The following is a 15078-nucleotide window of genomic DNA, read 5'->3' on the forward strand; positions in this document are numbered from 1 at the left end:
GTTCGCTGAATATATAAAAAGAAAACCAACGGGACAGCAGCCGCCAGCCACGGCCCCTAATTGGTATTATCGTTGTTCAATTGGTACATATTTTTGATTTACAAGGCCTGTATAATCTGCACGTGGGCGAATCAAGCGATTGTTACTGTATTGTTCTAGAGCATGTGCCGTCCAGCCCGTAACGCGGCTGATCGCAAAGATAGGTGTGAAGATATCGCTTTGGATACCGAGGTAGTTGTATACACTTGCTGAGTAGAAGTCTACATTTGGTAAAATGCCCTTTTGCGCTACAACGATTTCATCCAATTTAATAGACATCTCATACCATTTGGTTTCTCCCATTTGCTCGCCTAGCTGGCGGGACATCTCTCTTAAATGCTTTGCTCGTGGGTCTCCATCCTTATATACACGATGTCCGAAGCCCATGATTTTTTCTTTGTTATCAAATTTTGTTTGTAGATAGGTTTCCACACGATCCAAACTTTCAATCTCTTTTAGCATCTCCATCACTTGCTCGTTTGCCCCCCCGTGAAGAGGTCCTTTAAGTGCACCGATTGCGCTGGTGATGTCTGAGTAAATATCTGTTAAGGTAGCCGCTGTCACACGTGCCGCAAATGTGGAAGCATTTAATTCATGATCAGCATGAAGCACTAGAGCTTTATCAAATGCTTTGGCTGCAACATCGGATGGCACTTCTCCATTTAACATATAGAGGAAATTTGCTGCAAAGCTTAAACCAGGCTTAGGAGCTACTGGTTCATTTCCAGCACGAAGGCGAGCAAATGCTGCTACAATGACAGGTAGTTGAGCGGTTAATCGAACGGATTTACGATAGTTTGCATAATGACTATTGTCTTCTGTCTCTTTATCGTATAAGGATAAGGCAGAAACTGCCGTACGTAGGAAATTCATTGGATGTCCATCTAGAGGCCATGACTTGTACTGTTTAAGTAGCTCTTCTGGCAAAGTAGCATATGCTTCCAATTCTTGCTTCAATTGCTCTAATTCAGACTTCGAAGGTAAACGACCATTCCACAGAAGGTACGCAACCTCCTCAAAAGTAGCATGCTCTGCTAAATCATCAATGTCATATCCACGGTAAGTAAGCACTCCATCCACAATGGAACTGATTTCAGAAGTAAGTGCTACAACACCTTCTAATCCTTTTGCAACCATGATATATCGCTCCTTTATTCAGTCTAACACGCATATAGGCACCGATGCATTCTATATTCACAAGTGAAGGCGATGTCCATTCGATTATTGAAAATAGCAAAATATAGGAAGGCCAATCATTACTTTATATAATTGTTGCCTTATACATAAAGAGGAAAGCCTACCTACAGATGCGAAATATTTTATTAATCTAAAAAACTCGGTGTATGGTGCCTCTATGTGCATGACGATTCATTTACGATATTAGTGTAACATAAACACCCTCATTTCGCACCTTGTGAGAAAGCTGTCAATGTACTCATTTGAAATGGTATAATCTACCCTATAGATCTCTTCATTCTAGGAGGTGGGACTTCTGACACTACGACCATGGATGCAGGTGGGACTACGTAGCCTCGTTGTTCTACTCATTTTAATCGGAGTATATTTAACACTTACCTATTCTCTACCTTTGGTATATCCCTTTCTCATTGCCTGGTTGATTGCCATCTTCTTAGAACCTTCGATAAGGTGGCTGGAACGTAGAATTCGTCTCCCTCGCTGGGCTGGGGTTCTGATTATGCTCATATTCTTGCTCTCGATTGTGATTTCTACCATTATCTTCTTGGTTGCCGAACTGGTTCAAGAGCTTGCTAAGCTATCCGATTTCCTACCTAAAATACTAAATCAGTTTGGACAGCAATTACTCGATCCCTTTTCGAGAGATGGGTCAAGTATGAACAAGATTGTGGAAACCATTCAAACCTATCTGGCTAAAAATCCGACCCATCAAAAAGGAATCGAAGACAGTATACGGGAGAATTTAGGCGTGGTTACAGTGAAGATCACCCAAACGATCACCGACATCTTATCTGGAATCGGCACATTTCTAAGCAACCTTCCCTTCCTGCTAACCGTACTCGTCTTTGTTACCTTGGCTACTTTTTTTATCAGCTTGGATCTACATAAGATAAAGAATCGCTCAACCAAGTTTATACCTGTGAAAGTCCGAAGTGCAGGTGGCCTTGTATTTGAAGACATTCGAAAAGCTTTATTTGGATTTGTCCGCGCTCAAGTAACGTTAATCACCATCTCGGGACTTATCATGCTTATAGGACTGTTAATTCTAGGGGTAAAGTATCCCTTTACCTTAGCTGTCGTCATCACGATTGTAGACCTGCTTCCGTATTTAGGAGTAGGCGCTGTGGTGATACCTTGGATTATTTATCTGTTTCTGATTGGCGATGTGGAAATTGCCATTGGACTCTGCGTAGTTTACGCGATTATCGTGATTACGCGTCAGATATTAGAGCCTAAGCTAGTAGCGAGTAATGTAGGACTGGATCCGTTGTTAACTTTAATTGCTTTGTTTGTAGGACTACAATTATTTGGCTTTACTGGGCTTATTATTGGTCCAGTGGTAACAGTGATTATGTTGGCACTCTATCGGGCCAGGGTGTTTCAGGATGTGTACCATTATATCGTGGCACCTTTAAACCGAACCCATAAACAATCCGCTCCATAGTAGGTTGTAAATGATGGACGAATAAGGCTCTCCTGTAATAGGGAGCCTATTTGCTATTTACATTCAGATTATTTATGGAAGTAGATTCTCCTATATTTTTCTCCAATAACACAAACCATTTACATGTTGTGAATATATACTAATATACATGCTTCAATAAAAATGATGATGAAACAAGATCACTTCTGTCAGGAAAAGAGAGAGCGGCAGGAGGAAAATAGCGATGCAGATCCTTGGCATTTACTTCACGATTTTATTTGCGGTCGTTTTTATCGTTGCGGATATATTGCGAGAACTTTCTTCACGATGGGTTAATAGTGGGGAAACAGAGGCTCAAGATCCACTTACTGGTGATCAGATCCAAAAAGATTCTTCATGGTATGAAAAAATGTATATCACGCTTATTACATCGTTGACAATCCTTTTTGTCCTATTCCTTTTTTCTCTTCCCTTTCTGCTTTTCTTTCAAATTCTGTCTTGGATTCAATATTCAGGACTCCATTTCGTCAACTTTGAGATAATGATTATGGCTTCTTTCTCAATCGCTATCGGAATCATATGTTCCAGTATTCTATTATTCCTCCCCTTTCGTGTTATCCTACAAGCATTCCTTTACAACCTTCATATTTGGCTCCTATTTCCCATCACCATCACCATCGACTGGCTCATTATCCATTCGATTCTCGCGGTTAGTCCGGGTGTAGAGATTACCTCAGGAAAAGTATCTTTTTTATTGGCTTTATATGCAAATCTACTAAATTACCTCTTTAATCGAGCTGATCCCGACGAAAGCCCATAAAATCCGCTGACGAACCACATACGGAATCAAATGTACCGGGGCAATGTATCCGATCAGTAGGCTCACTAACCTCGCCGTGATCAGATACATTTGCTCCTCGTTCCGTCCTGTTTACCTTCGCTTTGGCCCCCACACTACCATTCTCTTTGCGATACGAGTCTTAAACGTGTATTTTACCAATAGACGCATCATCCCTCGTGTATAGGGAATCATCATTAAAATTCCAATTATATCGGACAAAAAACCTGGAATAATTAACAAAATCCCACCTACAAGGATGAGCAACCCATCAATTACTTCATCACCTGGAACTTCCTGATTAGATAGTCGTAGTCGAATCACCCGCAGGATCTGGAGTCCTTGTCTACGAGCATAATGCCAACCTAGAAAAGCAGACGCGAGAATCAGCAAGACCGTAGGAATAGGACCAATCCAGTTACCCACGAAGGCAATTCCCCATATTTCTAATATCCCCAATAAAATAAAGGGAAGGAAGAGTCGTTTTATCATTCGATCACGTCCTTTTTTGAGTAGCTGAAGCGGCTAGCTTAGCAAATAGATCAGGAAACTTTTCTTTCATGTTTACGCGTTTCATCTCTTTATTTACCCAGACATGAACACTATGTCCCGTCGTAAGCAATACTTGGTCTCTTTTTCGTTTGATTTCATATTCAAATATGAGCCGACTTCCGGAAGCTTCTGTACAAGTAGTATATACGATCACTTCATCATCATATCGCGCAGGTGCACGATAATTTGCTTTCACTTCAATAAGCGGGAGCATAACCCCAAGCTTCTCAAGTTCCCGATAACTATACCCTAAGTCATGGGTATAATCAGTACGTCCAATCTCAAACCAAACCAGATAATTCGAATGATACACAACCCCCATCTGATCCGTCTCTTGATAACGTACCCGAATCGAGGACTGTGATACATAGTTAGATGCATTCATTTTAGCGAATACCTCCCGTTGCTTGTCTTCATAGCTTGCATCGTTTGTTGCTATTATAACTCTAAAAAACCTCTTGCCAACCTCACTCAAATGTGAAAAGATAATGCCGACACATATTTATTCGGCCGGACTCACATAATGAGTATAAGCGAAAAGAAAAAAATCCTGCTTCGTGTACAGAAAAAATAGATAAACAGAAGGAAAGGAGTTAAGACACCATGTTTCGTAAACGCAAATTAAAAAGAAAGCTTCGTTGGTGGGTCTTCCCACGCCTTGGTCTTTTCTAAGAAAAAAACATTTAGAGCACTGGTAACAAGTCCAGTGCTCTTATTTTATGTTTTTGGAATGATATCTGCTTGTCCGGAGTAAATCGAACCACGTGAAGGGTCAACGGTAATAATCGTCTCACTCTTTAATTGATTCACTGCATTCTCCACACCCACTACCACAGGGATTCCCAAACTAACCCCTACAACTGCGGCATGAGAGGTAAGTCCACCTTCTTCCGTAATGACGGCAGCTGCACGTTCAAAAGATGGGATCATCTCTTTCTCCGTACCACGAGTGACGATAATCGCTCCATCTACCATTTTGCGATTGATTTCATCCGCTGTGTTCCCCACCACGACTGGCCCAGAAACCACTTTCTTACCAATTCCTTGTCCTTGGAGGAGAACACCACCTGCTACATAGATCTTCATCAGGTTGGTTGTTCCTGATTTCCCTACTGGTACACCGGCTGTAATGATAACCAAGTTGCCTTCTTTGATAAAGCCTGAGGCAAGAGAAGATTGTACGGCAGATTGGAACATTTCATCGGTATTTCCACAGATATTGCCACATACCGGATAAACACCGTGAATGAGCTGTAATTTTCTTTGTACATCTTTATGAGGGGTTACCGCAATAATCGGCACACTTGGACGATACTTGGAAATCATACGTGCAGTGTAGCCACGTTCAGTTGCTGTGATAATTGCAGAGCAATCCAATGAGTGCGAAGTGTAAACGACTGCTTGCCCGATTGAATCGGTGATGCTGAGGTCGGTGTCTCGTTGCATCTTCTTCAATAACTCTTTATACGGGAGTGTCGATTCTGCTTTTTTCGCAATCGTAGCCATGGTGCGTACTGCTTCTACTGGATAACGACCTGCCGCTGTTTCGCCAGATAACATGATCGCGTCTGTTCCATCAAAGATCGCATTTGCTACATCGCTTGCCTCTGCCCGCGTAGGACGTGGGTTGCGTTGCATCGAATCTAACATCTGGGTAGCAGTAATAACGGGTTTTCCGAGTAGATTACATTTACGGATCAGTTCTTTTTGTGCAATCGGCACTTCTTCCGTCGGGATCTCTACCCCAAGATCTCCGCGAGCTACCATCAAGCCATCAGATACCTTTAAAATTCCATCAATGTTATCTAATCCTTCTTGGTTCTCAATCTTAGAGATGATTTGAATATCGGATTGATGCTTCTCTAAGATTTTCCGTATGTCCAAGACATCTTCTGGCTTTCGGATGAATGATGCTGCGATAAAGTCGACACCCTGCTCTATGCCGAATTGAATGTCTGCCGCATCTTTCTCTGTGATACCCGGAAGATTGATTTTGATTCCTGGGATATTAACCCCTTTTTTGTTCTTTAGAATACCACCATTCGTAACACTACAGATGATATCAGTACCCGTTACTTCTTTTACCTCAAGGCCAATCAAACCATCATCAATCAGAATTGTCGTACCTGGTTTTACATCGTTTGGTAACTGATCATACGTAACAGCCACTTTTTTCTCGTCACCTAAGATATCTTCTGTAGTTAAGACAAACGTTTCTTCCGCCTTCAATTCCACTTCTGGAGCCAACAGATCCTTTGTGCGAATCTCCGGACCCTTGGTATCAAGTAAGATGGCAACGGTTTGTCCTTCTTCCGCAGCAGCTTGACGGATATTCCGAATCCTACCTCCGTGCTCCTCGTGGGAACCGTGGGAAAAGTTTAAACGGGCCACATTCATCCCTTGCTTAATTAACTGACGAAGCATCGAGACCTCTTCACTTGCTGGGCCGATCGTACATACTATTTTTGTTTTGCGCATAGGTAAGTTTCTTCCTTCCCTGTCGTCATTATATCGATAAAATACTTGCCAAATGATGATTCGATAAATCAAGATGATGATTCTGACTGCTTGCCTCATCAAAATCAATTCCGAGCACTTCATTATTTCGAATCGCAACCATCATATCTTTCTGCCCGCTTAATAAAAGATCAACCGCTTTTGCTCCCATACGGCTAGCTAACACGCGATCGAAAGCGGTCGGAGTACCCCCACGCTGTACATGACCTAATACCGTAATACGTGTTTCAAAACCAGTCGCTTTTTGGACTTGGCGGCCGATATCAACAGCACTGCCCACACCTTCTGCGACGATGATGATACTGTGCTTTTTCCCACGATCTGCACCGTGCTTCAGACGAGCAATGATTTCATCTAAGCTTGAGTCTACTTCCGGAATCAAGATGGATTCTGCACCGCCGGCTAGCCCAGCTAACAGAGCAATATCACCTGCATCCCGCCCCATCACTTCCACTATATATGTCCGTTCGTGCGAAGTAGCAGTATCACGAATACGGTCGATTGCATCGATCACTGTATTAACCGCTGTATCAAATCCAATCGTATAATCAGTACCATTTATATCATTGTCAATTGTACCTGGAACACCAATGGTTGGAAAACCGAGTTCAGTTAGCTTCTTAGCCCCTTGGAACGTTCCATCTCCACCGATCGTAATAAGTCCATCAATCTCATGTTTACGTAATTGCTCTACAGCCTTTTGTCGTCCCTCTTCTGTACGAAATTCATCACAACGAGCACTATATAAAATGGTTCCGCCTCGTTGAATCACATCCCCTACCGAACCAACCGAGAGCTCCTTAAAATCACCTTGAATGAGTCCGGTGTAGCCTCGATATACACCAAACACATGTAGGCCATGATAGATCCCATTCCGTACAACTGCACGAATAGCAGCGTTCATCCCGGGAGCATCTCCGCCACTTGTTAAAACCGCAATCCGTTTCATTCTTTTTCACTCCTCATTGAAAGCATTTCCCATCCCACAGGGACAAATTACGTCCATATATCATAAAAAGAGAAACCGTTACCGGCTCCCCTCAAATACAGCAGCAGATGAAAACTGCCCTATTTTCGAGAACTTTTGGTAACGGTCTTCCACTAATTCCGACTGGCTAAGTGGTAAGAGTTCATTTAAGTGCTTACATAATGTATGTTGGATCGTTTCAGCCATTAACTGAGAATTACGATGTGCCCCGCCTTTCGGCTCTAAAATAATCTCATCGACAATTCCGAGTTCCTGGAGATCTTGTGCTGTAATTTTAAGTGCCTCTGCTGCTTCTTGCGCTTTGCTAGCATCTCGCCACAATATAGCCGCAGCCCCTTCTGGAGAAATAACCGAGTAATAAGCATGCTCTAGCATCAGGAGGCGATTACCTACGCCGATTCCGAGTGCCCCACCGCTACCGCCTTCACCCGTGACCACACAGATGATGGGAACTTCAAAACCTGCCATCTCCCGCAAGTTTCGAGCAATGGCCTCACTCTGCCCGCGTTCCTCTGCTTCAATACCTGGATGGGCACCTTGAGTATCAATAAACGTAATGATAGGACGACCGAATTTATTCGCTTGTTGCATAAGACGCAGTGCTTTTCGGTATCCTTCTGGATGGGGTAGGCCAAAGTTTCGGGCAATCTTATCCTTAGTATCTCTGCCCCGCTCTTGCGCGATCACGGTTACAGGAATCCCATTTAGCTTCCCGATTCCTCCTACGATCGCGGAATCATCACCGTGGTGGCGATCCCCGTGCAGCTCGATAAAATCTTGGAAAATCTCTTGGATATAATGCACACTCGTTGGGCGTGATGCATGACGAGCAATTTGTACTTTCTGCCAAGTGGTCAGATTTCCGTAGATCTTTGTTTCGAGATGTCTTGCTTTCGATTCAAGTGTATCAATCTCTGAGCTAAAATCAATGTCTTTTTCTTTTGTAAATGCTTTCAATTCATCAATTTTTTGCCTGAGCTCTAAAATCGGCTTCTCAAATGGTAGATAATTACCCATCATAGTCACCCCCTAGTAGTATGAAGTTCAAGGATTTTCACAAGCGTATCACGTAATTCAAGCCTTGGGACGACTAAATCCAGTTGTCCATGCTTTAATAAAAACTCCGATGTCTGAAAATCATCTGGAAGTTTTTGGCGTACAGTCTGTTCGATCACACGTCGCCCAGCAAACCCGATTAAGGCTCCTGGCTCCGCAATGTTAATATCCCCTAAAGAAGAAAAGCTGGCCGATACCCCACCCGTAGTTGGATTTGTTAAGACGGAGACAAACAGAACCTGATTCTGATTCATCTTTTGAAGAGCCGCACTCGTTTTCGCCATCTGCATAAGCGAAAGTGCTCCCTCCTGCATTCGAGCTCCTCCAGAAGCAGAGAAGAGGATAAAGGGAAATTTCTTTTGAACGGCGCGCTCTGCTGCACGAGCGATCTTCTCCCCTACCACAGAACCCATGCTTCCCATCCGAAACCGAGGGTCCATTACACCGAGAATGACAGGATAGCCATCCATCGTTCCTTCACCTGTGATAATCGCTTCTTTCAGATCGGTTTTGTCCATATCCTGCTTAATTTTCTTCTGATAATCTGGGAATTGTAGTGGATCAACTGAAATCAAATCAGAATCATACTCAAAAAATCGTCCATCATCTACTAAAGATTGAATTCGCTCTGGTGCCGTCATCGTAAAGTGATAGCCACATACTTTACACACCTTTTCGTTTTTCTCTACTTCTTTTGAAAGAAGAATCGTTCCGCAAGTAGGGCACTTCTGCATGATCCCTTCTGGGACCTGATTTTTAGTAGCCTCTGTAGGAATAGTAGCGTATTTTTTTTGTTTGCGAAATAGATCCTTAAGCAAGTGGGATCACCTCATTCGATAAATTCATCTATACTGGATTGCTCTGTGGTTCAACCGCTTGAAACATGGATGGACTGAAATGTTCTTTCATCAATGATAGAGACTGGGCCATATCACGATCACGAATCGCCGTAAGTAACCTCTTATGCTCGTCCCACAATGTTTGCGCACCCGTTACCTTTGATAAAGATAAAACAGCAGGCTGAGTATGTAAAAACTGCATGATCTCCTGCCAGATACGAATTAATAAATGATTTCGGGATAAATAAACAAGGCGCTTATGAAAAATGGAATCAAGTTGTACAACCTGCTCGAGCTTCTCTACTTGCAAAAGTTGATCGTTCACCTCACGTAATTCGGCTAAATCCTCTTCTTTCATGCGATCGCATAATAGCCAAACAGCCCCCATCTCTAACAGAACGCGCGTCTCTAATAAATTCTCCAGTACCTGATGTCCCTGCAAAATATATTTGGCTAATAACTCTACAATCTGATTCGACTGAGATGACTCCAAGAACGTTCCTTCACCACGTCTAGTCGAAATAATCCCTAATAGCTCAAGAGAACGCAATGCTTCTCGAACCGTAGAACGCCCAACTTGTAGTCGCTCAGACAACTCTCGTTCAGAAGGAAGGCGATCACCTGTAGATAGACCATCCGCTTTGATTAATTGATGGATACTATTTAAGATGCTATGGAATTTATTCGAGCTTACATCCTTCATCCTATATGCTCTCCTAACAAACAAAGATGTCTTGATCACTATTGTAGCCTATTTTCGCTCGGTAAGCTGTAGTGTTCGTTCGTAAATTACATCCGGACTTAGTTCTACCCGTGCCACACCTGTTTCAATCGCAGCTCTGGCAACCTCAGCCGCCACTTTAGCTGAAACTCTCGGGTCGAGTGCATCTGGAATCACTTTTTCTGCCGATCGCTCTTCTGGAGAGACAAGATCCGATATCGCATATGCCGCGGCTATTTTCATCGCTTCATTAATCCGTTTTGCTCGTACATCAAGCGCACCTCGAAAAATACCTGGGAACGCTAATACATTATTAACCTGATTTGGATAATCAGAACGTCCTGTCCCCACTACTCTCGCACCAGCTTGATAGGCTTCTTCTGGCATGATTTCAGGTGTTGGGTTCGCCATCGCAAAGATAATCGGATCGCGATTCATCGAGCGCACCATCCCCTGTGTCACCATTTTGGCTACAGAAATACCGATAAAGACATCCGCACCTTTCATCGCAGCAGCTAGATCCCCAGTCAATCCAGAGCGGTTCGTTACCTTAGCAATCTCTTCCTTCATCGAATTCATCCCATGAGGACGCCCTTCATAAATAATTCCCTTACTATCACACATAATGACATCTTGTACACCCAAGCTAATCAATAATTTAATAATCGCGATCCCAGCAGCTCCTGCACCACTTGTCACCACTCGAATCTCGGAAAGTTTCTTATTTACCACTTTACAAGCATTAATTAATCCCGCCAATGTAACAATGGCTGTCCCATGTTGGTCGTCATGAAACACAGGAATCTCCACTTCTTCTTGCAAACGTTCTTCAATTTGGAAGCAATTCGGTGCTGCGATATCCTCTAGATTTACACCACCAAAAGTGGGAGCCAGCATCTTTACTGTTTTTACAATTTCTTCTACATCTGTTGTATCGAGACAAAGCGGAAAAGCATCCACCCCTGCAAACGATTTAAAAAGGAGTGCCTTTCCCTCCATAACGGGCAACGCCGCTTCCGGGCCAATGTTTCCTAAGCCAAGTACAGCCGTCCCATCTGATACAACTGCTACTAAGTTGCCTTTCATCGTGTAGTCGTATACCTTATCTGGATCTACATGTATCTCACGACAAGGCTCAGCTACCCCTGGAGAATAAGCCAGGCTTAAATCATAGGAAGTTTCAACCGGAACTTTAGACTGTACCTCTAACTTCCCTTGATGTTTTCGATGCATCTTGAGTGACGCTTCTTTTAAACTGGACAAACCTGATCTCTCCTCTATCTCTACGCTTATCTATCTCTCTTACCAGTGGTCTGACCACCAATAAGAGACATTATACCAAAATTGCGTTATGGGGTAAAAGAGAACATACCATTTATTCCTCTAATTATATACACTGATCCGAACGGAGCCGGGTCCCAGTAATGTTTCCACTTCCTGTTGAAAACGAAGAGTTGTATTTACTCCATACTGCTCTACAGGGAGAGAATGACCCTTTTTCGTCCGTTCATACACTAATTGGACAGGTGTTTTCCCAACGTTTTCTTTTAAGATCAACTTTAATGCATACAAAATTTCGGATGTCTCTTTGTGAGTGCGGATAAAAATTTGTACTTGCTGATCCGCACTAGAACCAGCCAATTGTTTCGATTCGTCTAATCGGATGATTTGATTCGCAATACACTTTCCACTTTCATCATTACCTTGATATACACCTTTAATGAGTAGCGGTTGCTCTTCTCGGAGAAAAGACCGCACCCGCTTGTACGTGTTCGGGAAAACAACCACTTCCACCGTGCCTGATTGGTCTTCTAACTCAACAAAAGCCATCGGATCCCCTTTTTTCGTGAGAATCGATTTGATATGAGTCACAATCCCTGCCAATACAATCGACGCTCCGTCCGTTACCTCCTCCAATTGATGAATTCGATGCGTCATTTTCCCTTCATATCGCGACTGATACTCATCTAAAGGATGCCCCGAAAGGAACAAACCTAAATATTCTTTCTCTAACTGAATCCTCTCTCTAGATGAATATGGAGCAATCTCTTCTTCATAATTGCGGGTTAATGGTTCTTCAGAAAAGAGTTCTTCATCATCTTCAAATAGATCGATTTGATCTTCTAAGCCCCACTTTTGAGCCATGGATATCTTCCCTAATACCTCTTCTAACATCTCTTTTTGGCTCGCTCGATGTCCAGGCAACGATTCGGTAGCTCCGCATAAAATCAAAGACTCCAATACACGTCTATTGCAAATCCGTAAATCAATCCGACGACAAAAATCGCGAAGATCTACAAAAGGCCCTTTCTCCCTTGCCTCTAGAATCACATCAATCGCCTGTGTTCCGATGTTTTTAATCGCGGCTAGCCCAAAGCGAATCTGATTTCCTTCAATCGTAAAATGATGACGGCTATGTAGAATATCAGGTGGAAGGATCGAAACACCCATCCGTTTCGCTTCCTCCATGTATTCGGCTACTTTCCCCTGATTCCCCATCATCGTTGATAACTGGGCCGCTAAATATGCTTGCGGGTAATTCGCTTTCAAGTACGCCGTTTGGTAAGCTAAGACAGCATATGCCACCGCATGGCTTCGATTAAATCCATAATCAGCAAAACGAACGATAAGATCGTAAATCTGATGGCCTACCTCTTCTTCAAAGCCATTTTCGACACACCCTTGGGTAAATGCCTTCCTCTGTTCATCCAGCAGATCTTTCTTCTTCTTCGATACCGCACGACGCAAAATATCCGCTTGCCCCAAAGAAAAGCCAGCCATCGTCGCCGCTATCTGCATAATTTGCTCTTGGTATACCATAATCCCATAAGTGGGACGCAATATTTCTCGCAATGCCGGGTGAGGATACGAAACCGGTTCTATTCCATGCTTAGCCCGAATATACCGTGGGATTTGCTCCATCGGTCCCGGTCTATACAGAGCAAGAACCGCTACAATATCCTCGAAGTGACTCGGTCTTAGCTCACGAAGAACCTTGCGAATCCCACTGGACTCTAATTGAAAGACACCTGTCGTTTCGCCTTTTGCCAATAGTCGATAGGTAGCCTCATCTCGATAATCACAATCCTCAAAAGATACCTGCACCCCTTGATCACGCTGGATCATCTCAATTGCTTTTTCAATGACACTTAGATTGCGCAGTCCAAGAAAATCCATCTTAAGTAGCCCAATCTGCTCCAACGCCTCCATCGCATACTGTGTTAGCGATACTCCATCTGCCCCCTCTTGCAGAGGAACCCAATCCGTCAACGGCGTTTTCGACATAACCACCCCGGCCGCATGTGTAGAAGTATGCCTTGGAATCCCTTCGATTCGTCTCGCGTAATCTACTAACTGTGCCATTTGCGAATTTGATTGATAGATCTCTTCTAATTTAGGCTCTAGCTGAAAAGCACGTTTTAACGTCATACCTGGGTTTCCGGGAATCAACTTCGCCATTCGATCTACTTCTTGGTACGGGAAGTTTAAAACCCTACCCAAATCACGAATCGCCGCACGGGGAGCCATCGTCCCGAAGGTGATAATCTGCGCTACTCGATCGTTTCCATACTTCTCCGTCACATACTGGATCACTTCTTCTCGCCGTTCATAGCAAATATCAATATCAATATCCGGCATACTGATCCGTTCCGGATTTAAGAAGCGTTCGAAAAGTAATTGGTACTTAATCGGGTCTACATCCGTAATCTCAAGTACATACGAAACCAAACTACCTGCCGCAGATCCCCGACCCGGGCCAATCGCAATTTGATTTCGATGGGCAAAGGAAATCAAATCCCATACCACTAAGAAATAATCAGCAAAGCCCATCTGATCTATCACATCAAGCTCATAATGAAGTCGCTGCTTGATCTCATCTGTCAGCTCTCCATATCTTTTCTGTGCGCCTTTTTCACAAATGGCCCGTAAATACTCACTACTACTCACCCCTTGTGGAAGAGGAAACTCAGGAAGCAACCGCTCCCCAAATGGAATCTCCACATCACATCGCTCAGCGATCTTCACCGTATTCGCGATCGCCTCTGGTACATGGCTAAATTGCTGAACCATCTCTTCCGCACTCTTAAAATAAAACTGATCGTTCGCAAATCGTAATCGATTCTCATCCCCCACTTTTTTACCAGTCCCGATACAAAGCAAACAGTCGTGTACTTGATCATCATCCTGATGAACATAATGTACATCATTGGTCGCAATCAGCCCTAGATCGTACTCTTTCGCCCATGAAATCAGCCTCTGATTCACCTTCTGTTGCTCCCAAATTTGATGATCCTGTAATTCTAAGAAAAAATGCTCTCGCCCAAAGATATCCACATATTCTTCTAACAAGCGTTTCGCCTTCTCATCATCATCTTGCAAAATGGCTTGTGGGATTTCCCCACCTAAACAAGAACTAGTCCCGATTAGTCCTTGCCGATACTTGCGAAGTAACGATCGGTCAATTCTGGGTTTATAATGAAATCCACGAAGATGCGCTTCCGTCGTAAGCCGAATAAGGTTATGATAGCCTTCCGTTGACTCTGCCAACAGAAGTTGATGGCAGATTTTCTGCTCTTTTAACATCGGTTTCTCTAGAATATTCTCGCTCATATACATCTCACAACCAATAATCGGCTTAATCCCCGCTTCTAAACAGGCCCGGTAAAAAGGGATCACTCCATACATCGCCCCATGATCTGTAATCGCTAGCGCCTTCATCCCATTTGCCTTGGCTGCCTGTATGAGTTGTTCGATCTTGCCTGCTCCGTCCAACAAACTATACTCACTATGTACATGCAGATGCACAAATTCATCTTTCATCCTTCACCCCTCCGTTCGCCTTCTTTTATGATTTATTATACCATTCAATCGAAACAGGAGAACAAATCTTCCCTTCACTCTATCTAG

At 43.4% G+C, this 15078-nt stretch carries 12 protein-coding genes; 2 read left to right on the forward strand and 10 right to left on the reverse strand.

What is annotated here, in order from left to right; all coding sequences use genetic code 11:
• Positions 1–66: 66 nt before the first annotated feature.
• Positions 67–1179: a citrate synthase gene (citZ, locus tag BLU58_RS11945; RefSeq protein WP_093292444.1), complete on the reverse strand. Its 1113-nt coding sequence runs from the start codon at positions 1177–1179 to the stop codon at positions 67–69.
• A 376-nt stretch (positions 1180–1555) separates the two neighbouring features.
• Here citZ and ytvI point away from each other — a divergent pair, with 376 nt between their 5' ends.
• Both ytvI and BLU58_RS11955 read left to right on the forward strand, forming a co-directional pair.
• Positions 1556–2680, forward strand: coding sequence for a sporulation integral membrane protein YtvI (ytvI, locus tag BLU58_RS11950; RefSeq protein ID WP_176786647.1), 1125 nt, complete (start codon positions 1556–1558; stop codon positions 2678–2680).
• Positions 2681–2903: 223 nt separating this feature from the next.
• A complete protein-coding gene (locus tag BLU58_RS11955) occupies positions 2904–3479 on the forward strand; it encodes a hypothetical protein (protein WP_093292446.1) in 576 nt (191 codons plus the stop codon).
• Between the two features lie 111 nt (positions 3480–3590).
• On the opposite strand, the gene BLU58_RS11960 is transcribed toward BLU58_RS11955, so the two are convergent.
• From BLU58_RS11960 to BLU58_RS12000, 9 genes are all read right to left on the reverse strand, one after another.
• On the reverse strand, positions 3591–3989 hold the full coding sequence (locus BLU58_RS11960) for an FxsA family protein (protein WP_093292447.1): 399 nt from the start codon (positions 3987–3989) through the stop codon (positions 3591–3593).
• Positions 3990–3993: 4 nt separating this feature from the next.
• Complete coding sequence (locus BLU58_RS11965; RefSeq protein WP_093292448.1) at positions 3994–4434, reverse strand: acyl-CoA thioesterase; 441 nt, start codon at positions 4432–4434, stop codon at positions 3994–3996.
• A gap of 332 nt (positions 4435–4766) precedes the next feature.
• The gene (pyk, locus tag BLU58_RS11970) at positions 4767–6527 is read right to left on the reverse strand and encodes a pyruvate kinase (protein WP_093292449.1); all 1761 of its coding nucleotides are present in this window, start codon (positions 6525–6527) and stop codon (positions 4767–4769) included.
• 28 nt (positions 6528–6555) lie between these two features.
• Positions 6556–7515 carry a 6-phosphofructokinase gene (pfkA, locus tag BLU58_RS11975; protein ID WP_093292450.1) on the reverse strand — a complete coding sequence of 320 codons (960 nt, stop codon included), beginning with the start codon at positions 7513–7515 and terminating at the stop codon, positions 6556–6558.
• A gap of 78 nt (positions 7516–7593) precedes the next feature.
• Positions 7594–8571, reverse strand: a complete 978-nt coding sequence (locus tag BLU58_RS11980) for an acetyl-CoA carboxylase carboxyltransferase subunit alpha (RefSeq protein ID WP_093292518.1) — start codon at positions 8569–8571, stop codon at positions 7594–7596.
• Between the two features lie 5 nt (positions 8572–8576).
• Positions 8577–9428 carry an acetyl-CoA carboxylase, carboxyltransferase subunit beta gene (gene accD / locus BLU58_RS11985; RefSeq protein ID WP_093292451.1) on the reverse strand — a complete coding sequence of 284 codons (852 nt, stop codon included), beginning with the start codon at positions 9426–9428 and terminating at the stop codon, positions 8577–8579.
• 28 nt (positions 9429–9456) lie between these two features.
• Positions 9457–10152, reverse strand: a complete 696-nt coding sequence (locus tag BLU58_RS11990; RefSeq protein WP_093292452.1) for a FadR/GntR family transcriptional regulator — start codon at positions 10150–10152, stop codon at positions 9457–9459.
• A 48-nt stretch (positions 10153–10200) separates the two neighbouring features.
• The gene (locus BLU58_RS11995; protein ID WP_093292453.1) at positions 10201–11433 is read right to left on the reverse strand and encodes an NAD(P)-dependent malic enzyme; all 1233 of its coding nucleotides are present in this window, start codon (positions 11431–11433) and stop codon (positions 10201–10203) included.
• Between the two features lie 120 nt (positions 11434–11553).
• Positions 11554–14991 (reverse strand): DNA polymerase III subunit alpha, encoded by a 3438-nt coding sequence (locus tag BLU58_RS12000; RefSeq protein ID WP_093292454.1) that lies wholly within the window; start codon positions 14989–14991, stop codon positions 11554–11556.
• Positions 14992–15078: the final 87 nt, after the last annotated feature.

Origin of the sequence: Thermoactinomyces sp. DSM 45892, from assembly GCF_900107305.1 — a bacterium.
Lineage (GTDB): Bacteria > Bacillota > Bacilli > Thermoactinomycetales > Thermoactinomycetaceae > Baia.

Bases quoted from the DNA above. Each gene is read 5' to 3' on its own strand.
- BLU58_RS11955 (WP_093292446.1), top strand. From the start codon at position 2,904: ATGCAGATCCTTGGCATTTACTTCACGATTTTATTTGCGGTCGTTTTT.
- BLU58_RS11960 (WP_093292447.1), bottom strand. From the start codon at position 3,989: ATGATAAAACGACTCTTCCTTCCCTTTATTTTATTGGGGATATTAGAA.
- BLU58_RS11965 (WP_093292448.1), bottom strand. From the start codon at position 4,434: ATGAATGCATCTAACTATGTATCACAGTCCTCGATTCGGGTACGTTAT.
- pyk (WP_093292449.1), bottom strand. From the start codon at position 6,527: ATGCGCAAAACAAAAATAGTATGTACGATCGGCCCAGCAAGTGAAGAG.
- pfkA (WP_093292450.1), bottom strand. From the start codon at position 7,515: ATGAAACGGATTGCGGTTTTAACAAGTGGCGGAGATGCTCCCGGGATG.
- BLU58_RS11980 (WP_093292518.1), bottom strand. From the start codon at position 8,571: ATGGGTAATTATCTACCATTTGAGAAGCCGATTTTAGAGCTCAGGCAA.
- BLU58_RS11990 (WP_093292452.1), bottom strand. From the start codon at position 10,152: ATGAAGGATGTAAGCTCGAATAAATTCCATAGCATCTTAAATAGTATC.
- BLU58_RS12000 (WP_093292454.1), bottom strand. From the start codon at position 14,991: ATGAAAGATGAATTTGTGCATCTGCATGTACATAGTGAGTATAGTTTG.